Annotated in this window: 19 protein-coding genes; 6 read left to right on the plus strand and 13 right to left on the minus strand. The window is 63.1% G+C overall.

From position 1 onward, the window contains the following. The first annotated feature begins 132 nt into the window (after nt 1–132). Nucleotides 133–405 carry a hypothetical protein gene (locus tag NEZ08_RS15015; protein WP_298108196.1) on the plus strand — a complete coding sequence of 91 codons (273 nt, stop codon included), beginning with the start codon at nt 133–135 and terminating at the stop codon, nt 403–405. Nucleotides 406–419: 14 nt separating this feature from the next. On the opposite strand, the gene NEZ08_RS15020 is transcribed toward NEZ08_RS15015, so the two are convergent. The 3 genes from NEZ08_RS15020 to NEZ08_RS15030 form a co-directional block, all read right to left on the minus strand. Then, nucleotides 420–1,031: a hypothetical protein gene (locus tag NEZ08_RS15020; protein WP_298108198.1), complete on the minus strand. Its 612-nt coding sequence runs from the start codon at nt 1,029–1,031 to the stop codon at nt 420–422. A gap of 104 nt (nt 1,032–1,135) precedes the next feature. After that, nucleotides 1,136–1,318 (minus strand): 50S ribosomal protein L32, encoded by a 183-nt coding sequence (gene rpmF, locus NEZ08_RS15025; protein ID WP_298108200.1) that lies wholly within the window; start codon nt 1,316–1,318, stop codon nt 1,136–1,138. 144 nt (nt 1,319–1,462) lie between these two features. Next, entirely contained in the window at nt 1,463–2,140 is a 678-nt protein-coding gene (locus tag NEZ08_RS15030; RefSeq protein ID WP_298108202.1) for a transglycosylase domain-containing protein, read from the minus strand. Between the two features lie 252 nt (nt 2,141–2,392). Between NEZ08_RS15030 and NEZ08_RS15035 the strand changes: the two genes are divergently transcribed. The 4 genes from NEZ08_RS15035 to NEZ08_RS15050 all read left to right on the plus strand — a co-directional run bounded on the left by NEZ08_RS15035 (nt 2,393) and on the right by NEZ08_RS15050 (nt 6,267). Then, nucleotides 2,393–3,319, plus strand: a complete 927-nt coding sequence (locus tag NEZ08_RS15035; RefSeq protein ID WP_298108204.1) for a polyprenyl synthetase family protein — start codon at nt 2,393–2,395, stop codon at nt 3,317–3,319. A 6-nt stretch (nt 3,320–3,325) separates the two neighbouring features. Beyond that, entirely contained in the window at nt 3,326–4,009 is a 684-nt protein-coding gene (locus NEZ08_RS15040; RefSeq protein WP_298108206.1) for a DUF1345 domain-containing protein, read from the plus strand. A gap of 81 nt (nt 4,010–4,090) precedes the next feature. Further along, nucleotides 4,091–4,465, plus strand: coding sequence for a nuclear transport factor 2 family protein (locus NEZ08_RS15045; protein ID WP_298108208.1), 375 nt, complete (start codon nt 4,091–4,093; stop codon nt 4,463–4,465). A gap of 197 nt (nt 4,466–4,662) precedes the next feature. Next, the gene (locus NEZ08_RS15050; RefSeq protein WP_298108210.1) at nt 4,663–6,267 is read left to right on the plus strand and encodes a Na+/H+ antiporter; all 1,605 of its coding nucleotides are present in this window, start codon (nt 4,663–4,665) and stop codon (nt 6,265–6,267) included. A gap of 270 nt (nt 6,268–6,537) precedes the next feature. Here NEZ08_RS15050 and NEZ08_RS15055 read toward each other — a convergent pair whose 3' ends face one another. The 8 genes from NEZ08_RS15055 to NEZ08_RS15090 form a co-directional block, all read right to left on the minus strand. Beyond that, a complete protein-coding gene (locus NEZ08_RS15055; RefSeq protein ID WP_298108212.1) occupies nt 6,538–7,281 on the minus strand; it encodes an alpha/beta fold hydrolase in 744 nt (247 codons plus the stop codon). A gap of 172 nt (nt 7,282–7,453) precedes the next feature. After that, nucleotides 7,454–8,824, minus strand: coding sequence for an MmgE/PrpD family protein (locus tag NEZ08_RS15060; protein ID WP_298108215.1), 1,371 nt, complete (start codon nt 8,822–8,824; stop codon nt 7,454–7,456). A gap of 100 nt (nt 8,825–8,924) precedes the next feature. Then, on the minus strand, nt 8,925–9,413 hold the full coding sequence (locus NEZ08_RS15065; protein ID WP_298108217.1) for a DUF2867 domain-containing protein: 489 nt from the start codon (nt 9,411–9,413) through the stop codon (nt 8,925–8,927). Nucleotides 9,414–9,758: 345 nt separating this feature from the next. Next, nucleotides 9,759–12,314: a TonB-dependent receptor gene (locus NEZ08_RS15070; protein ID WP_298108219.1), complete on the minus strand. Its 2,556-nt coding sequence runs from the start codon at nt 12,312–12,314 to the stop codon at nt 9,759–9,761. A gap of 16 nt (nt 12,315–12,330) precedes the next feature. Continuing rightward, nucleotides 12,331–13,053: a TonB family protein gene (locus tag NEZ08_RS15075; RefSeq protein WP_298108221.1), complete on the minus strand. Its 723-nt coding sequence runs from the start codon at nt 13,051–13,053 to the stop codon at nt 12,331–12,333. Continuing rightward, a complete protein-coding gene (gene exbD, locus NEZ08_RS15080; RefSeq protein WP_298108224.1) occupies nt 13,050–13,484 on the minus strand; it encodes a TonB system transport protein ExbD in 435 nt (144 codons plus the stop codon). Before exbD ends, NEZ08_RS15075 begins: the two co-directional genes overlap by 4 nt. A gap of 3 nt (nt 13,485–13,487) precedes the next feature. Continuing rightward, nucleotides 13,488–14,255 (minus strand): tonB-system energizer ExbB, encoded by a 768-nt coding sequence (gene exbB, locus NEZ08_RS15085; RefSeq protein WP_298108226.1) that lies wholly within the window; start codon nt 14,253–14,255, stop codon nt 13,488–13,490. 220 nt (nt 14,256–14,475) lie between these two features. Then, on the minus strand, nt 14,476–14,850 hold the full coding sequence (locus tag NEZ08_RS15090) for a DUF2946 family protein (protein WP_298108228.1): 375 nt from the start codon (nt 14,848–14,850) through the stop codon (nt 14,476–14,478). A 440-nt stretch (nt 14,851–15,290) separates the two neighbouring features. Between NEZ08_RS15090 and NEZ08_RS15095 the strand changes: the two genes are divergently transcribed. Beyond that, entirely contained in the window at nt 15,291–15,542 is a 252-nt protein-coding gene (locus NEZ08_RS15095) for a hypothetical protein (protein WP_298108232.1), read from the plus strand. Nucleotides 15,543–15,751: 209 nt separating this feature from the next. On the opposite strand, the gene murA is transcribed toward NEZ08_RS15095, so the two are convergent. Together murA and NEZ08_RS15105 are read right to left on the minus strand one after the other, a co-directional pair. Beyond that, nucleotides 15,752–17,047, minus strand: coding sequence for a UDP-N-acetylglucosamine 1-carboxyvinyltransferase (gene murA / locus NEZ08_RS15100; RefSeq protein ID WP_298108234.1), 1,296 nt, complete (start codon nt 17,045–17,047; stop codon nt 15,752–15,754). 57 nt (nt 17,048–17,104) lie between these two features. Next, a complete protein-coding gene (locus NEZ08_RS15105) occupies nt 17,105–18,424 on the minus strand; it encodes an LLM class flavin-dependent oxidoreductase (protein ID WP_298108236.1) in 1,320 nt (439 codons plus the stop codon). Nucleotides 18,425–18,695: the final 271 nt, after the last annotated feature.

An 18,695-nucleotide genomic window follows, 5' to 3' on the forward strand; every position in this document is an offset into this window, starting at 1 on the left:
TCCGGAAACCACGTCGGTTTCCGAAAACAGGAGCGAAACATCTCGGGCCGGCATGACCCTTGCGAGGACGACTGTAACAGAGGACCGCGCTGTCCCAAAATGTAACAGTCCAGCAGAGAAGCCGTTGTGCCGATGCCCGCCGATCGAACCGAAACGACCACGCGAGAAAGGCCCACAAGCCGCGCGTTGGTGCCGCTGTCAGGCTTCGTTGAACGACGAGCCCGCCGGCGCTGGTACCGCTGGGCGCCCGACCCGATCTTTGTCACGCATCTGATTGCCCAGGCCGAACAGGTGCCGCAGACGCGCCAGTCGCGGCGCGCCAGCACGGCGGACGCCCAGGCCGCCTATCGGCCGCGCCAGAGCGCACCGCAGAGCGCGGGCAGTCGGATGCGGCAGGTGGTATAGCCTGCGAAGGGGAATTAATGCGCCTCAGGCGGCAACGGCGCGCCGGCGGGTTTCGCCTCCGCATGATGCTCAGGCGCCGGTGCGACAGCGGGGGTCTCGGGATGGGTGAAGGCCGGCGCGGAAGGCGCCGCTGCAGGGCTCACGCTTTCGTTGGCCGACGGCACTGCGCCGGCGCGAGAATCACGAGAATCAACAGGCTCGTAGATGACTTCGGGCGCAGCGCGACGCGTCGCCCGTGATACGCCTGCCACGGCCGGCGTACGCCGCACGCGCAGCGCCACGCTGGTGAGGAAATCGACCAGCGCCAGCAGCGTGAGCAGGAAGTAGGTCGAATTGGCGAACCTCGGCCACAGCAGAAATTCGGCCGCGGCCGCGCCAAACACGATCAGCGACAGCAAATGATCGGTGAGGAATTTTGCGCCCGGGCGCGCGCCCTTGATGACCTCGAGCAGCAGCATCAGGATGGCGAGCGCGAGCAGGATATCGCTCAGCGCGACCGGCCATTCCGCCCCCGACGTCACCAGCGGCACCTTCACCAGCGTCTCGGTGAGCGAGACGGTGGGCATCAGGAACACGATGATGTTATAGACCGCGAGCGGGATCAGAAGCAGCGGGAAACCGACCATCGGCAAGGCCTCTCAAGTGTTGCCGGGGCCCAACGACCAAGCGCTTCGCCGCAACAACCATCTTGCCCCGCCTGCTGACCTTGACCGGTCAACAGGCTTTCGGATCAGGATTCCTTCTTCTTCAGCACCTGCCGGCCCTTGTACATGCCGGTCTTCAGGTCGAGGTGATGCGGACGGCGCAGTTCGCCCGAATCCTTGTCCTCGGCATATGCGGAGCGCTTCAATGCGTCCGCCGAGCGGCGCATGCCACGCCGTGACGGCGAGGTTTTCCTTCTGGGAACAGCCATATCGGTGTCCTTCCAATTGTCCCAATTCCGAAAAGTGGCATCGTCCCGCAACGGGCGGCAGAAGCGTCTGGGGCGCAAGCTCAAAATGCCGATGAGGCCGCGCTTATAGAGGATGCTGCCGTGCAAAGCTAGGTTGAAAATGGCTTAAAAGCGCCGATTTTCGCTCCAACAGCGCTGCAAATCCACCCCTTGGGCTCGTCTCACGTAAATCCCGGCCAGACGCCGCAAGCCAGGTCCGGGGTTGCGGGCGCTGCGGACATGCGGATTCGGCAGGATGGCCGCCAGCAGCGCCGCCTCCCGCGGCGTCAGGTTGGAGGCGCCATGGCCGAAGGCATAGAGGCTGCCCGTCTGGGCGCCGAACTGCCCGCTGGGGCCAAGCTCGGCGACATTGAGGTAAATTTCGAGAATCCGGGTCTTCGGCAGGACGAAGTCGATCCACAAGGCCAGCGGCAGTTCCAGCGCCTTGCGGACCACGCTGCGGCCTGGCCACAGGAACAGGTTCTTGGCGACCTGCTGGGTGATCGTCGAACCGCCGCGGGCAGGCTCGCCCTCTTCCGCATCATCGATCACCTCGCGCAAGGCGCCCCAGTCGACGCCGCGGTGGGTGCAGAACCTCGCATCTTCCGAGGCAACCACCGAGCGCGGCAGGGCCGTGGCCATGGCGGGAAGGTCAACCCACTGTCGCGATACCGGGGCACCCGTCAGATAGCGCCAGGCCATCAGTGTCGAGGCGGGATGACCGGTACGGTAGAACGGCGCCACCAGATAGGGCAGCAAAAGCACGGCCAAGAGGATCAAAAACAGGGTTCGGGCAATGCGCAAAATCGACCGTTTCTGGCTGAACAAAATCGACCGTATCTGGCTCGATGTCTTGGCTTGCCCTATCTGGCGGGCAATCCTTCATTTTTTCAACGGTTTTAAGGCATGCCCTTGACTGACCGGGCGCAATTGACGCGGGCTCGCTCATCAACGATTGTCCGGCCCATTCGGCAGGCACCGCCGATCTGAAGACCCCGCACCACAAGCGGGGTGCTGCGATCGAGACGAACTTCGGAAGTGGGCACGAGGAGCTATATGACGACAACGACGCCACCACAGGATTTTGCGAAGCGGCTGGACCAAACCGCCGAGGACACCGAAGCGCTGCTCGCAAAGCTTCTTGCCGATACGCTGCTCGCGGACGAGATCGCGCGGCCGAAGCGGCTGATGGATGCCATGCGCTATTCGACGCTGGGCGGCGGCAAGCGGCTGCGGCCGTTCCTGGTGGTGGAGAGCGCGGCAATCTTCGGCGTGGCGCGAGAGGCTGCCCTGCTCGCCGGCGCGGCGCTGGAATGCATCCACTGCTACTCGCTGATCCACGACGATCTGCCGGCCATGGACAACAGCGATCTTCGCCGCGGACGGCCGACGCTGCACAAGAAGACCGACGACGCGACTGCGATCCTGGCCGGTGACGGCCTGTTGACGCTCGCCTTCGACATCATCACCCGCGACGAGATCCACCAGGACCCTGCGGTGCGCCTTTTGCTGACGCGCGCCCTGGCGCGTTGCGCCGGCATCGGCGGCATGGTCGGCGGCCAGATGCTGGACCTCGCCGGCGAAGGCCGCTTCGGCGACCGCGAACCGGTCGACGTCGCGCGGTTGCAGCAGATGAAGACCGGTGCGCTGCTGCGCTTCGGCTGCATTGCCGGCGCCCTGCTCGGCCAGTCCTCGCAAAAGGAATACCAGGCGCTCGACGATTACGGCCGCGCGCTCGGCGAAGCTTTCCAGATTGCCGACGACCTGCTCGACGTGGAGGGCGACGCCGCCGCGCTCGGAAAGCAGACCGGCCAGGACGCTGCCCTCGGCAAGACCACTTTCGTCACCCAGCTCGGGATCGACGGCGCCAAGCAGCGCGTCCGCGATCTTCTGGCGCGCGCAGACCAGGCACTGTCGATCTTCGGACCGCGCGGCGACGTCTTGCGCGCGGCCGCGCGCTTCGTCGCGGAGCGGAAGAATTAGCGCGGAATGGCGAACGGAGATTTCGAAGAAAGACTCGTTCGCTTCCGGAAGCTGCCGAGGGCTGTCCGCCTCGTTTACGCGCGCCCGCGCACCTCGTTCTCGATTGCGTGCGCCATCGCCGCGTTCTTCCTGCTGCCTCCATCGCTCCGGCTGGTGACCCGCCTGCTGATCGGCTGGGATACGTTCGTCGCGTTCTACATCGTTCTGGTCTACGCGATGATGCTGCGAAGTTCGCTCGCAACCATCCGCCGCATGGCCGCGCTCCAGGACGACGGCCGTTTTCTGATTCCGCTTTTGACCGCGCTCGGCGCGTTCGCCAGCCTGGCGGCGATCGTGTTCGAGCTGGGACAGGGCCAGCACAAGCCGGCCGAGCTGATCTTTGCGACGGCAACCGTCGCGCTGTCCTGGGCAGCGGTGCATACCGGCTTCGCGCTGCACTATGCCCACGAATTCTATCGCGGCGACAAACCAGGCGGCCTTCAGTTCCCGAGCGGCGGCAAGGAGGATCACGCCGACTATTGGGACTTCGTCTATTTTTCGTTCGTCATCGGCATGACCGCTCAGGTCTCCGACGTCGGCATCACCGACAAGACGATCCGCCGGATCGCCACCGCACACGGAATCATCTCATTCGTGTTCAATACTGCGCTGCTCGCGCTGATGGTCAATATCGCCGCCAGCGTGATCTAGCGCATGATCCGGAAAAGTGTGCATCGGTTTTCCGATAAGATCATGCGCAAATCATAAAACAGTCAAACCGGGAGCAAGGCCATGAGCTACGATCGTTCCAGCGTCGAAGCCGTCGTGCAGAACTATTTTGACGGCCTCTATGAATGCGACACCGAAAAGCTCGGTGCGATGTTTCATCCCTCCGCCGACCTGCGCTGGCTGGAGAAGGGCGAGCTCAAGGTCGTCAGCGTGCCCAATTGGCTGGAGCGCCTCAAAAAGCTGCCCTCGGCCAAGTCGGAAGGCAAGGCGCGCGAGGATTTCATCGTGACGATCGACCGTTCCGACGAGAACACCGCGTTCGTCAAGGTGCGATGCCAATGGCCGCCGCGCTATTTCACCGATTATCTGGTGGCGATGAAACTGCCCGACGGCTGGCAGATCGTGTCCAAATCGTACCGATACGATCTGAAGGAATGAGCGCGGCTCAGGCGCCCGTACCTGACGGAAGCACCTTTCCGCCCGGTGACCGGCGCCGGCCAAGGTTCTCCCGGAGAGCGCGCTCGCCTGTTGGCAAACTGACCATTGTCCGATTGCAGCATTCGCTTTTCCGCCTCGCGCGGCCGCTTGGTCAGAGAATGTCAAATCCACTCCAACGAGCGTGAATTGAGGCGAGCGTGGAAGCGAATTTTCAGCTGTTTCTGATTCTGCTGGCGGTGCTCGCCGGAACGGCGTTGCTCGCGCGGCGCCTCGAGGTCGCGCCGGCCATCCTGTTGCTGCTCGCCGGCATCACACTGGCCTTCGTGCCGGGCATGCCTTCACCCGAGCTGCCGCCAGAACTGATCCTGTTGCTGGTGCTGCCGCCGCTGATCTATTCGGCCGCCGTCGCCATGAGCTGGCGCGAGTTCAAGTTCAATCTGCGTCCGATCGTTCTGCTCTCGGTCGGGTGCGTGATCTTTACCGCCTTCGCAGTGGCGGCTGCGACGCACTACCTGCTCGGGCTGCCCTGGAACGTCGGCTTTCTGTTGGGCGCGATCGTCGCGCCGCCTGATGTCGTGGCGCCTCTGGCGGTGGCCCGCAAGCTCGCCATTCCGCGACGGATCATGGTGGTGCTGGAGGGCGAAGGACTGGCGAACGATGCCACCGCGCTCATTCTCTATCGTTTCGCGGTCGTCGCCATTTCGACCGGCGCATTCTCGCTGCCGAAGGCCGTGGGCGAATTTTCTGCGATCGTGGTCGCCGAGACGCTGTTCGGCGTCGCCGTGGGATGGCTGTTTCTGCGGGCCAGGCACTGGGCGCGCGATCCGCAGGTCGAGATCACCCTGTCCCTGCTCACGCCCTACGTCGCCTACTGGCTGCCGGAACACTTCGGCGGCTCCGGCGTGATCGCGACCGTCGCCTGCGGTCTGTACATGAGCTGGAACGGGCCGCTCTGGATCTCGGCCGCGACCCGCCTGCAAGGCGTCTTCTTCTGGAATTTGGTGATCTATCTCATCGAAGGGATGCTGTTTCTGCTGACGGGCTTCCAGATGCGGCTGCTCTACGAGCATTCCAAGCAGTTTCCGCTAAGCGGAATCCTGATCGCAACGGCGCTCGTCACCGCGATGATCGTCATTGCCCGCTTCGCCTGGACATTTCCAGCTATCTACCTGCCACGCATGATCAGGCGCGTACGCCTGCGCGATCCGGCTCCGCCATGGCAGTGGGCATTCGTGCTCTCCTTCACCGGCGTCCGCGGCGCGGTTTCGCTGGCAGCGGCGCTGGCGCTGCCCTATGCGCTGCCCGACGGCGGCTCTTTCCCGGAGCGCGACCAGATCCTGTTCGTCACTTTCGGGGTCATTTTTATCACGCTGGTGGGATTTGGCTTGAGCCTGGCGCCGGTGGTGCGCTGGCTCGGGGTCGCGCAGACCGGCCGCAGCGAGCGCTTTGCCGAACTTGAGTCCGAGGTCAGCGCGCGGCGCGAGGCGCTCGATGCCGCGCTCAAATCGCTTGAGACGATCACCGAGGACCGGGACCTGTCGGAGGAAGTGATACGCCTGCTGCGCGCGCGGCACGATACCCGCGTCAGCCAGCTGCCGAGTTCGCTCGATCCGGATGCGCGGCTGCTGTCGGCGACGGGCACCGATCTGACCCGTGAGTTGATCGCGGCTGAACGGAAATTCATCCACGTCCTGCTGCGGGACGGGAAGATCACCGACGAGACGCGGCGGCACATCGAGCGCGATCTGGACCTGGAGGAAGCGAGCCTTGCGAACCGCGAGTTTCGCAGCGACTTGCCGTGAGAGTGGCAAAGCGCCCATGAGAACGGCAAAAGGCCCGCATGGCGAACCATGCGGGCCTTGCTTTCGCGCGTATCGGTCCGATTGCGGCGCCCTACCAGGCCACAATCCCGGTGACCACCGCCAGACCCACGGCAGTCACGACGGGAAGGGCTGCAAGCGTGCTCAATGAGAGCACCACAATCTCGCGCTTTGTTTCCTGATCCATCTCAAGCTCCGTTCGCAGGTCGTATAACGCCCGACCCGCCTGGTGGTTGCGATGGAACCTGGTGCTTACCTGCTCAATTCAGAGATGCTGATCAACATGCCGGCCAATTCATCCGGCGCCGACACCATGGCGTCATGGCCGGTTGCGATTTCGGCCCAACGCCAGCCCGCTTGCGCCTTGACCCAGTCGCGTGAGGCCTGCAGCGCAGCGTAGGAGGGATTGGTGCAGTGGATGTAGGTGCGCGGCAGGTTGTTGCCGACCGGACCCTTGATATTCAGCTTGCTGGTATAGGTCGAGAGCGGATGCGGCGTCAGCCGGCGCCTGACCCATTCGGCATCAGCGGGCTCCAGAACGCCGAAGGCCGACGGTGCCGGCGTCGGAAAGCTCAAGCCGCCACTCGATTCCTCGGCCGCCTTGCGGCGCGATGCCGCAACATCGGCCGACAGATTGCCGAACGGAGCCCTGCCGCCCTCGACTATCAGGGAATCCAGATAGACGAGATGGCGAATTCGCTCCGGCATCCTGTCGGCCACGCCGCTGATCGCGTTCCCTCCGAAGGAATGCCCGACGAGCACAATGTCGTTCAGTTCCTCGGCCTCGACGACATTGGCGATGTCGGCAATGAACGTGTCGAGCGTGATGTCTTTCGAGAGCAGATGTCTGCGCTCGCCCAGCCCGGTCTGCGTCGGCGTGAAGACCCGCTTGTCCGCCGCGCGCAAGCGATCGGCCACCCGGCTCCAGCACCAGCCGCCGTGCCAGGCGCCGTGAACAAGCACAAAAGTTTGTCCCGATATCCGCGCTGCTGTCATTTGCCGCTGCCCGCCATTCCCACAGCCGCTATTGTCCTTCGCTCTCGTGTCCCGGACGCGGTGCGGCGAGAGAGTGCCGCTCCGCAGAGCCGGAACATATGTTGCAAAATGGACCCGGCTCAGCAGCGGATCACGCAAGCGGCGCGCCGCGCAGCGTCGGGGGAACGCCGCCTTACTGCCGTCCCAGATGCGTCGCCTGATCGATGCGTTCAAATCGTTCCAGCGAAAGGATCGCATCGGCAAGCTGATCGGCTCGCCCGTTGAGCACGGGACGCGCGAGGGTCAGGAACTTCTGCGCCATCGCCTGTGAATCCGGAAATGAATTCGGCTCGCCGGAGGGATCGTCATGGATCCGCTCGTGGATGCCATCGTCGGTGGTGATGCTGACGCGGGCGCCGAACGGATGCTTGCGGCCGGTCTCAAGGCGGTCATCCTGCACGACATCGAACTTGTCGGCCAGGGCATCGATGGCGGCATCGCCGAGCCGGTCGTAGTCGTCCCAGCCGAAGCGACCCTGGTCGAGCGCGACCGCGCCGGTGAAAAACATCGAGAACTGGCCGCCGACCACCGAGGTCGGATGCCGCTTGGTCGCGGCATCGCCCGTCAGCGTGATGCCGTTGCGGTGCAGCCCGATCTCGACGCGCTTGATCTGGTCCGGTGTCAGGTTGTGCTCCCGGCGCATCGCGATCAAGGCATCGAGCGCCGCGTGGGTGTAGCGGCAGCTCGGATAGGGTTTGACGCCGATCTTCATCGTCTCATAGACCTTGCCGAGATCGGCAACTGCCTTTTCGGGATGCGCATTGTCGCTGTAGCCGACCAGCAGGCCATGCTTGCCTTCGATCGACTCTGTCGCACCGACAAAATCGTTGCGCGCGAGCGTCGCGGCAATCACGCCGTTCATCGCCGCGGCGCCGACCTGGTAACGCTTGTTCCAGGCACCGTTGACCAGAAATTGCAGCGAACCCGCAGCCTGGCTGCCGGCGACGCCAAAGGCGGCGATGATCCGGTCCTGCGGCAGCTTGAACAGCTTGGCCGCAGCTGCCGCCGCGCCAAAAGTCCCCGCGGTCGCGGTGGGGTGAAAGCCGCGGGCATAATGCGAGGTCGGATCGAGCGCGTTGCCGAGCCGGCAGCAGACTTCGTAGCCGGCGACGATCGCCGTCAGCACCTCGCGCCCCGAGGCGCCGACGAGTTCGCCGACGGCAAACGCAGCCGGCACCACCGGCGCGCTCGGATGCAACGAGGAATCCGCATGCGTGTCGTCGAAGTCGAGCGAATGGCCGAGCGCACCATTGAGCAGCGCCGCAATCGCGGGGCTCCAGGCTCTCGTATCGCCGAACACCGTGGATTCGCCGCGGGCATCGAGCGCCAGTGCTTCAAGTGTCTTGAACAGCGTCGGGGTGGATTCCGCGTCGCGCCGCGCCCGGATCGCGCTGCCGAGAAAATCCAGCGTCAATGCCTTGGCGCGCTCGCGCACCTCCGGCGGGATGTCCTTGAATTCCAGCGCGGCGACATAGCCGGCAAGTCTGGCGGTTTCCTCAGCCATGGTTAGTCCCTTACCCTGATGGTTCGCGATTTGCCTTGAGCCTAAGTCGACGGCAGGTCTTCTTCAATGGCCGCCATCGCATGGCCGCGCGGCAGCATCGCTATTGCGGCGCCGGCAGCCGGCAGACCTGCCTGAGCAGGGTTTTAACGACCCTGCGATGGAACGGCATGATGGCGGCGAGATAGGCGCGCCCGAGCCAGTTATGGGTGAGCACCAGGGTGGTCGCGGTCACTTCCCGGCCGCTTCCGGCGGGAAGGACATCGATAACGACCCGGAAATCCAGGTGATGGTCATTAAAACCCGCGACCAGCCGCTCCGGCGTTTCACTGAGGACGGGGAACATTCCGACCAAGCCGCCGGACTTCGCTTCGCGCTCGGCGGAGGTCTTCAGGCCCAATGGCGCAACGATCTTGTTGCGGAGGTCGAGCAGCGCTTTGACCCAGCGCGGGCTCTCGGAAAATATCCGCATCGCAGCCGTCCGCGCATCGAGTCCCGCGTCCGGAACCGTGACGCGGAAAGCGTCGGCGAACTGCGCTCCGGCCAGCAGGGTATCGCGATCGACCTCGGGCCTGATTTCGCGGATCATCATGGCAGGGCCGGATCTTGCGCACCTGATGGGACGAAGGCAAGAGACCAGACTGCGAACATATCGCGCGGTTCAGGGAATAAAATTCGGTGCGCTGCCAGTGGTCCGATTCCAACATTTGCATCCCGATGCGGCGGGCACCATTGCGAACGTCGGAACCACAGGACCGCCAAGGCTTACAGACAATAGAGTGTGTCCGCTTTGCCCTCAACAGGAGACCAGGTGCGCGGCGCCTTCGGGCCAAAAAGCGATGTTTGACGCTACTCAGACATTTTGAGCCCGCCCGCAAAGACAGGCGCGCATAGATGGGGCATTGTTCGATCAGCCCGACGGCACAAGCTATCGCCTCTATATCTTTTTCGATATGCCGAGATAGATGCCGAGCCGCGGCCCGAATTGTGGTGCGAATACGCCGATGCCGGTCCCATCCCTGATTTCGTAGATGCGGTCGAACAGATTGACGACATCCAGGCGGATGGTCATCGGCTTGGGGTCGTTCGGGAGCAGGAATTCACGCTGGATGCCGAAATTGACCTGCGTGTAGGGCGGCACCGTCGAGATATTGGCGTCACCGTTGCGAAGGCCGCTGCCGTAAATCGCGTCGGCGCTCAGCTTGATACCGCACCACGAGAAGCCGTGGTCGCCGGACATTTCCGCTGCGGTCGCTGGCCGGCCGCAGAACTGATAGAGCGCGCCGGCCGACGCGGTGACGAACTGGTTATGGTCGGTATAGATAAAGTGCGTCTGAAGGTATTGAAGTTCGGTCATGCCACCGAGGTCGGCCAGCGGCGTGGTGTTATCGAATAAATACTGGTTCGAGACCGGATCGTTCGCGCGCTGTTGCGCGATGGCGAGGTTGCCGTAGGCCTGGAAGTTGCCGCTGGTAAACTTGGCCTTGAATTCGATGCCCTCATTGTAGCCGCGCGCATAGTTGAAGGCGTCGAGCACCAGCGCCTGGCCGAACAGGCCGTTGTCGATGAGGTCCTGCGCAATCTTGTAATAGGCGTCGACACCGAGATCGAGGCTGGAGCAGCCTTTCCCGTCCGAGCCGCATCCGAATTTGAATGTCTGGTCGGCGCCGGCATCGAAATAATGCGAGCGCTCCGGCAGGACGGGACTACTCTGGCCGGACACCGCACCTGTAGTGTTGTTGAACAGCGCGAGATTCGTGGGCGCCGCCTCCACCAGCACCGGCGGGGTGAAGTAGCGCGCATAACCGGCGTGAAACGTAGTGTTCTCGAACGGCTTATAGGCGAAGCTGAGACGCGGACTGAACTGGTTGGCGCTGACGAACTGATCCATCTGATCGAAGCGCAGGCCGGTATTGATGGTGAACTTGTCCGTCACCTTCCATTCGTCCTGCACGTAGATGCCGGCGAGCCATCCGAGCTTGGAGACGTTGTCGGTGATGTTGAAGGGAGCGTCTATAGGGTTGCCGGCGAAGTCGACGGGCTCGACCAGCGACGTGTTTCCGACGAAGGCCTGCTCGCCGCTAAAAGAGAAGCCTGCCCGCAGCGTGTGCGCATTGCTGAGCTTGTAGGAGCCGTCGCCCTGGAGACCGTTGGTGAGGGAGGTGCGGGTGACGTCCGAGGCGACGCCGTTGATCAGAAGATCGCCGATCGGATCCGGTGAGAAATGAAGAGTGTTGTAGCGGCTGAAATAGGAGAGTTGTCCGTCAAAGCCGTCATAAGACTTTTGCACGGTCAGCACACTAAATTGCGTGTTCTCGACCTGGTTCTCATTGAGCAGCAATGAATTGAAATCGGTGACGCCGAAGGCGCTCATCACCGGCGGACTTCCCATCATGCCGACCGGTTGGCCGGGACGGTCAGGAATCTGGAAATTGTTGGTCGCCGTGCCGGCGATCAGGCTGACGCGCGTCGTTGGGTCGACGAAGGCGGACATGTAGGCAAAACCCCTGTCCTGCTGCGAGAAGTCGTGAAACGCATTGTAAGTCGGGGTTGCACTTTCGATGCCCACCGTGTTCTGAAGATAGCGCCCGGTGAAGTAATATTGGACGCCTGAAAAGCAGTCGGTGGCGGAAGCAGGCGCCTTGTAGGCCCCGGGCGTAGTGGTCGCAGGGCAGTTGTTGCCGAAAGTGCCGCCATATTCGAAGCTCGGCTGCACCGTCCCAAAGCTGCCGCCGTACATACCGACGCTGCCGCTGTTGTTGAACAGGTCTGTGCGCGTCGTGATGTCGACAAGGCCGACGGTGCGCAAGCCATACTCGGCCGGCAGCGCCCCGGTGACGAGCGACATGCTGCCGATAAAGCTGGTATCGAAAATGCTGCCGAAACCGGTGACGCCGTCCGGTAACAGCACGCCGTTGATCCGGTACTGGAGGTTGGCGTGATCGTTGCGGACATGCAATGAGCCGTTGGCGGCCGAATCCTGTGTGACCCCTGGCGCCTGCAACAACACTTTCTCAATCGTGGCGTTATCGCCTTGCGGCAGATCCTGGATTGCGCCGTGGCTGATCGTGTCGGAGGTCGTGCCGGCGGTCGTAAAGATGTTGCTGCGTGCTTGATCGAAGATCGCATTCTTTGCAGCGATCCGGGCCTCTGCCTGCGCCTCGGGTGAAAGCGGCGCTTGCGGGGGCGGCCCGGCCTCGCGGGCGACCGCGCGCGGCTTCTGCTTCGGACGCCTCGCCGCCTGCTTCGGCGCCTGAACGCTGGTTTCCGGCAGGACCGTGGCCGGTGCAGTTTCATCGGGTGCCGCTTGTGAAGGTTGATTTTCGACAGGTCCCGTTGGCGCATCCTGCGGTGCTGCTGCCGGATTTTGCGTGGGCGCAGGTGGCTGGGCTGGCGTCTCCGATTGGGCTGTCTCAGCGAGCCCACAAATCATGAGCGCGGCAAACCCCGAGGCCAGGATATGTTTGCTCGATACTGCTTGTACGATTGGCATTGTCCCACCCGCCTGATCAGCGCGAGAAGTGCATCGGCCAGAGATAGCTCGCTTGCGTACCCGGTTTAGCAGCAGGAAATGGCGGGAAGGGGCTGGCGCGGCGCAGGATAGCCAGCGCCTCGCGATCGAGCACGCTGTTGCCTGAAGATTTCGAAATGTCACTCGAAATGACCTCCCCGGCGCGGTTCAACGCGAACCGCACCATCACGGTGCCGGAAGAGCCGTGCGCAGCGGCCGGATAGCGCTTGAACTTCTCGAGGTGACCAACCACCAGCGCGTTGTAGGCGTTGGAGCCGGCCTCGGTGAACTCGCCGATGCGCGAATTCTTCGGCAGCGCGCGCGTCTCCGGCGCAGGAGCCACGGGCTGCGGCTCCGGCTTCTCGACCTTTTGCTCCTCGCGCGGTAGCGTGACGTCCGCCTGTTGCTGCGGCGGTGGCGGCTGCACCACCTGTTCCAGCGGCTTTTCCTCGACCTTGCGTTCCTCCTTCGGTACGGCTTCCGCCTGTTGCATGGTTGGACCGACCGCAATGTCCTGATCCTGGATCGTCGGCGCGGAGGCCTCCACCGGCGCCATCGTGACGGCGATCGCCGGGACTATGTTTGGCTCGACAGGTTGGTGCGTATGCCAAAACCCTATCGCGCCGATCAGGGCCCCGTGCGCCGCGAGAATAATCGCGGCGGCGAGCATCCATCGGGAGAATCCATGCCTTTCCGGCAAATAGAGCGCGAACGCAGTCATCGTTTTGTCGTCGGGCTCTCGAGACCGACCAGCGCGAGCTTGAGATAGCCGGCGTCGCGCAAGACGTTCATCACTTCCATCAGCTGGCCATAGCTAATTGACTTGTCGCCGCGGACGAAGATCGTCTCGTCCTTGTGAGCGTTCGTGGCTGCCTCGAGGGCGCTTGCAAGCTCCCCGCGCGGTACGATCGTCTCCCCGATCGCAATCGTCGCGTCCGGCTTGATCGTGACGAACACCGGCTTGTCCGGCCGCGGCTGCTCGGGTGCGCTCGATGCCGGCAGATTGACGCCGATATCGACGGTCGCGAGCGGCGCCGCGACCATGAAGATGATCAAGAGAACCAGGATCACGTCGATGAACGGCGTGACGTTGATCTCGTGCAGTACGTCGAGATCATCGCTATTCGAACCTGAGGAGAGACGCATGCCCATGAATTACTCCGCAGCATCTGATAACGCCGGAGGGCGGCGCAATTGCCCGCGGCTGATGATGAGGAGCAGTTGTGCGGATGCGTCGCCGAGCAATGTTCGGTAGCCGCTGATCACCCGCGCCAGATGATTGTAGATCACGACTGCCGGGATCGCGGCGACGAGACCAAACGCGGTCGCGAGCAAAGCTTCCGCAATACCCGGTGCCACCACCGCGAGGTTGGTGGTGTGGGATTCGGAAATGCCGATGAACGAGTTCATGATGCCCCACACCGTGCCGAACAGGCCGACGAATGGTGCGGTCGCGCCGATGGTGGCAAGGATGCCGACGCCGCGCGACAAGTTCCGCGCCATGGCGGCCTCGACGCGCTCCAGCCGCAGGCTCACGCGCTCCTTGAAGCCGTCGTCGATGATGCCATTGGACAAGTCGGCTTCGCGCGCGGTGGAGAGGATCAATTGCGCGACGGCGTCCCTTTTCTTCGCGCAAGCCTGCGTGGCCTCTGACAGGCTGCTCCCACGCTCCAGCATGGCCAGACGGCGGCGCGCCAGCCTTTTTGCGACCTGGAGTTCAAAGGTTTTGGCCAGCCAGACCGTCCAGGTCACGAGCGAGGCGAACGCGAGCCCGACCATCACCGTCTTCACCACAATGTCGGCGTGAAGGAACATGCCCCATGGCGACAAGTTGTGGGGCAGCAGCGGATTTGGTTGCTGCGCAAGCGCGGCCTGCGGGAACAGGGCGAGAACTGCGATTGGACTGATAACGACTGCCGACATTCGCAAACGCCGGATTTTGCCATGCTGATGGCTCGTCTGACTGGATTGCATCCTGATCTCTTTTCGCTGCATTGATTGCGCCGCGCGCATGGGTTGCGTTGACGCGGAACGAATTCCGTCAAGCCAAGGCTACGGGTATATTCGGTGGTGAATGACCTCTCTCCGTCCGTGCGTCAGCGTTGCTCAGCAAGCTGCGCGGGGTGGAGACAAGGGATCGATGTCAGGAAATCGGCGGTCCGCGCGATTGAAACGCCGCAGTCGGCGGCCCAGCGAAGAGTTGAGAAACTTCGGTCGGCTGGTCAAGGCTGACGACGGCAAATTCCACCGGGAGCGAGGGCGGTGCGGAAATGACCGCATTTGCAATCGCCGAGACGGCGGTACAGATAGGACAGAGATAGTCAGGCTGGCTCTCGTCGCGATGACCTTGCGTTCGATCGCTATGAGAGAACGCGGCTCCGATCAGCGAGACCAGGCCGCTCTCGGCGTGCTTGCCGTCGATTGCGTGAACGTGACCAAAAGACAAGGCAAGATTGACGACGAGCGCGAACAGCGCAAGCCATGATCCACGCCTTTTGTTGCCCCGGATCCAGCGCATCGATCTTTAGCCGCAACTCTCCAACCGTTTCAGCAACTCGCCCTATCTTATCCGGGCCTGCCACAACGTCAAACATGAACGTGGCCTCATTGCGTCCTGATCCGGCAATATCACGGAGGTGTCCGCAACCAAGGCGAACACCGTTTCGTTTCGATCCATTGGGACGAGACCTTCTTGCTTTTGCTCAAAAAGCGCGCGATTGAGCCTGGCATTGGCAATCGCTGCTGCAGCCGGATCAGATGGCACTATTTCGCGCCGAAGTGGCCATCGGTTCGGGCCAGAACTGGACCGGCGAAGGCCGCGGCAGATTGTCATGCCTGCCGCTTCGTCGATCTTTGACAAGTGTTGCGCAGACGTAACAGTTCTACCGTCCAGCATGCGCTAACGTATCTGCCTGATTTGGAGCAACGTCCATGCGCCTTGTCTTCGTTACGGCCGCGATGGCGGTCATGCTGCTTTGTATGCATCATGCATCTGCCTTCTCCACGGATTCCTCATTCGGCACGGCCGCCGACGGCTCATCGAACTATGCCGATCCCGATGAGCAAATCCGTTCCATGTGGGGCGGCAAAGACGATGACAACCATGATCTTGGCTACGATGCCAAATCGCACCGCATGAAGCAGCCGGCGCAGGAGATCATAAACGGTCAGGGTGTGCTGATTCCCTTGACGGTTCCCTCCAGCCGCTGAAATCCTCCGAGAGGAACAGCCACCCGACACGCTTAAACCGCGCCGGATCACCATCTATCCGAAAGGCGTGCTTTGGCTCCAAAAGCCATCAATAACCACCAAACCAGGCGTCTTCCGCTTCGCCACGAGTAGCGGACCTCGACTGGCGTTCAGGATCGACATTCGGTGGCCGGCTTTGCGGCCCGGTTGGGACTCTCAGGTCCGCTCCACTAGCCGCCGCGCTCGGGCACGCGGGTGATCCTGGCGCCGAGCGCGTTCAGCCGCTCGTCGATCCGCTCATAACCGCGCTCGATCTGGTCGGCATTGTTGATGGTGGAGACGCCCTCGGCGCAGGCCGCCGCGAGCAGCATTGCCATGCCGGCGCGAATGTCCGGCGATGTCATCGGCGCGCCCTTCAGGCGGCTTGGGCCGGCCACAATCGCGCGGTGCGGATCGCACAGCACGATACGGCCGCCCATCGCGATCAGCTTGTCGACAAAGAACATCCGCGATTCGAACATCTTTTCGAACATCAGGATGACGCCGGCGCATTGCGTGGCCGTCACGATCGCGATCGACATCAGGTCGGCGGGAAACGCCGGCCAGGGCTGATCCTCCAGCTTCGGCACATGGCCGCCGAAATCGTCCTGTATTTTCAACGTCTGGGAATCGGACACGATGAGATCGTCGCCTGCGATTTCGCAGACGATGCCGAGCCGTTCAAAGCCCATCCGGATCGAGCGCAAATGTTCGACGCCGGCCCGCGCGATGCGAAGCTTTGAGCGCGTTACTGCAGCAAGCCCGATCAGCGAGCCGACCTCGATATGGTCGGGGCCGATCGCGTAGGTGACGGAGCCCAGCCTGGCGGGCCCGTACACGGCCATGGTGTTAGTGCCGATGCCCTCGATGTTCGCGCCGAGCGCGACCAGAAAATTCGCGAGGTCCTGCACATGCGGCTCGGACGCCGCATTGCGCAAGTAGGTGGTGCCGTGGGCCGCGACCGCCGCCATCAGAGCGTTCTCGGTCGCGGTGACGCTTGGCTCGTCGAGAAAGACGTCTGCGCCCTTGAGGCGCGGACAGCGCAATTCCAGCCTCGCCGAGGCCGTCACCGTGGCGCCCAACTGCTCGAACGCCAGGAAATGCGTATCGAGCCGGCGGCGGCCGATGACATCGCCGCCGGGCGGCGGCAACACCACCTCGCCGCAGCGCGCCAACAGCGGACCGGCGAGCAGGATCGAGGCGCGAATGCGCGCGCATAACTCCGGATCAAGATCGGCGGCGCGAATACTCTTGGCGTGAATGGCCAGCGTGTTCGGCTTCTGCCACTCCGCCGAAGCACCGACCGAGCGAATCAACTCGACCAGCGTTTCGGTGTCGCGGATACGTGGAACGTTCTCCAGCGTCACCGGGTGTTCGCTCAGCAGCGCCGCCGCGATGATCGGCAGCGCGGCGTTCTTGTTGCCGGACGGCTGGATCGTGCCACTGAGCCGATGGCCCCCCTCGACGGTGTACTGAATCGGCGGCACTGAGCGTGTCCTCCCAACGAAAACGGCTTTCCAGCTACTCCGGTTGGTCAGGTGAAATCAACCAAACCTGACGTCCGGACGCGACAACCCGAAATGCGAGCGCAGGGTTTCACCTTCGTAACACTCACGAAATAAATTGCGCCTGCGCAGGAGGGGCACGACTTCCGCGATGAAGAGATCGAGCTGATGCGGCAGCACCGGCGGCATCAGGTTGAAGCCGTCGGCGGCGGCGGTCTGGAACCAGTCCTGCATGACGTCAGCTATTTTTTCCGGCGGTCCGGTGACGGTGAAATGTCCGCGCGCGCCGGCAAGCTTGGCGAGCAGCTGCCGCAGCGTCGGCCGCTCGCGTGCCACCAGCGCAACCACGGCTTCGGTGCGGCTGCGGGACGCTTCATTCGTGCTCGGATCGGGAAAGTCTCCCACGGAAAGTGGCTGATCCAGCGCGAGATTGGAAAAGTCGTGTCCGCCGAAGCGCTGCGACAGGCGGTGGCGACCGACTTCGGGATCGGAGAGTTCGTCGAGCTCGGCCGCATATCGCTCGGCTTCCGCTTCCGTCGAACCGATGACCGGATTGATCCCCGGCAGAATGACGACAGACCCGGGATCGCGGCCTTCGGCGGCGACGAGTTGCTTCAGGTCCGCATAGAACGCCTGTGCCGCCGCCTTCTCGAGATGCGCGGTGAACACCGCCTCGGCATGGCGAGCGGCAAACCGTCTTCCCGTGTCGGACGAGCCGGCCTGGACAAAGACCGGACGCCCCTGCGGCGAGCGCGGCATGTTGAGGGGACCGAGCACCGGATAATTCGGCCCCTTGTGGTCGATTGCCCTCACCCGCCGGCGATCGGCATAGCGTCCGCTTGCGCGGTCGTCGAGCACGGCGTCATCGGCCCAGCTGTCCCAGAGACCCTTCACGACGCTCATGAACTCCTCGGCCCGTTCGTAGCGATCGGCATGGGCGAATTGTCCGATATGGCCGAAATTGGCGCCGGCCTGCGGCGACCAGGTGGTGACGATGTTCCACCCCACGCGGCCGCGGCTGATGTGATCGAGAGAGGCAAACTGGCGGGCCAGATTGTAGGGCTCGGTATAGGTGGTCGAGCAGGTGGCTATCAGCCCGATGCGGCTGGTCGCCATGGCGACGGCAGCAAGCGAGGTGATCGGCTCCAGCCAGTTGAACGGCGTGCTCTCGACGTCGTTCCAGAGGCCCAGAACATCGGCGAGAAAGATCGAATCGAACTGGCTGGCCTCTGCCTTTTGCGCCAGCTCTACCGTGTAGCGGATGTCGGTGAGCGGCAGGCGTGAGGATTTCGGATGGCGCCAAGCCGATTCATGGTGTCCGCGACCCTGGATGAAGAGATTGATATGCATGTGCGGCATCGGACACCCCTCACAGCGCGCAACGATACGTTTGAGAACAATTTACCGCAATCAGCAGCCGCCTCGAACAACATCCTCCAGAAGCCTTCAAACAATCCGCGCGACAGAGGGAATGCGCAAGGCGAGCGCAGCGTCATAACGCACGACCGACAGCGTAACGGCGGCGCGCCGCGCATCGATGCCGCTCTTGCGTTCCACGCCTGATTGGTGACCCGGGAAAGCATGCGGCCGCCCTGACCTCGGCCGCATGGCGGCCTATCTCATCGAGCGA

It is taken from the genome of Bradyrhizobium sp. (assembly GCF_027451485.1).
Taxonomy (GTDB): domain Bacteria; phylum Pseudomonadota; class Alphaproteobacteria; order Rhizobiales; family Xanthobacteraceae; genus Bradyrhizobium.

What these genes read in the sequence shown, in the direction of transcription:
- NEZ08_RS15015 (WP_298108196.1), top strand. Translation starts at nt 133, where the DNA reads ATGCCCGCCGATCGAACCGAAACGACCACGCGAGAAAGGCCCACAAGC.
- NEZ08_RS15020 (WP_298108198.1), bottom strand. Translation starts at nt 1,031, where the DNA reads ATGGTCGGTTTCCCGCTGCTTCTGATCCCGCTCGCGGTCTATAACATC.
- rpmF (WP_298108200.1), bottom strand. Translation starts at nt 1,318, where the DNA reads ATGGCTGTTCCCAGAAGGAAAACCTCGCCGTCACGGCGTGGCATGCGC.
- NEZ08_RS15035 (WP_298108204.1), top strand. Translation starts at nt 2,393, where the DNA reads ATGACGACAACGACGCCACCACAGGATTTTGCGAAGCGGCTGGACCAA.
- NEZ08_RS15040 (WP_298108206.1), top strand. Translation starts at nt 3,326, where the DNA reads ATGGCGAACGGAGATTTCGAAGAAAGACTCGTTCGCTTCCGGAAGCTG.
- NEZ08_RS15045 (WP_298108208.1), top strand. Translation starts at nt 4,091, where the DNA reads ATGAGCTACGATCGTTCCAGCGTCGAAGCCGTCGTGCAGAACTATTTT.
- NEZ08_RS15055 (WP_298108212.1), bottom strand. Translation starts at nt 7,281, where the DNA reads ATGACAGCAGCGCGGATATCGGGACAAACTTTTGTGCTTGTTCACGGC.
- NEZ08_RS15060 (WP_298108215.1), bottom strand. Translation starts at nt 8,824, where the DNA reads ATGGCTGAGGAAACCGCCAGACTTGCCGGCTATGTCGCCGCGCTGGAA.
- NEZ08_RS15065 (WP_298108217.1), bottom strand. Translation starts at nt 9,413, where the DNA reads ATGATGATCCGCGAAATCAGGCCCGAGGTCGATCGCGATACCCTGCTG.
- NEZ08_RS15070 (WP_298108219.1), bottom strand. Translation starts at nt 12,314, where the DNA reads ATGCCAATCGTACAAGCAGTATCGAGCAAACATATCCTGGCCTCGGGG.
- NEZ08_RS15075 (WP_298108221.1), bottom strand. Translation starts at nt 13,053, where the DNA reads ATGACTGCGTTCGCGCTCTATTTGCCGGAAAGGCATGGATTCTCCCGA.
- exbD (WP_298108224.1), bottom strand. Translation starts at nt 13,484, where the DNA reads ATGGGCATGCGTCTCTCCTCAGGTTCGAATAGCGATGATCTCGACGTA.
- exbB (WP_298108226.1), bottom strand. Translation starts at nt 14,255, where the DNA reads ATGTCGGCAGTCGTTATCAGTCCAATCGCAGTTCTCGCCCTGTTCCCG.
- NEZ08_RS15090 (WP_298108228.1), bottom strand. Translation starts at nt 14,850, where the DNA reads ATGCGCTGGATCCGGGGCAACAAAAGGCGTGGATCATGGCTTGCGCTG.
- NEZ08_RS15095 (WP_298108232.1), top strand. Translation starts at nt 15,291, where the DNA reads ATGGCGGTCATGCTGCTTTGTATGCATCATGCATCTGCCTTCTCCACG.
- NEZ08_RS15105 (WP_298108236.1), bottom strand. Translation starts at nt 18,424, where the DNA reads ATGCCGCACATGCATATCAATCTCTTCATCCAGGGTCGCGGACACCAT.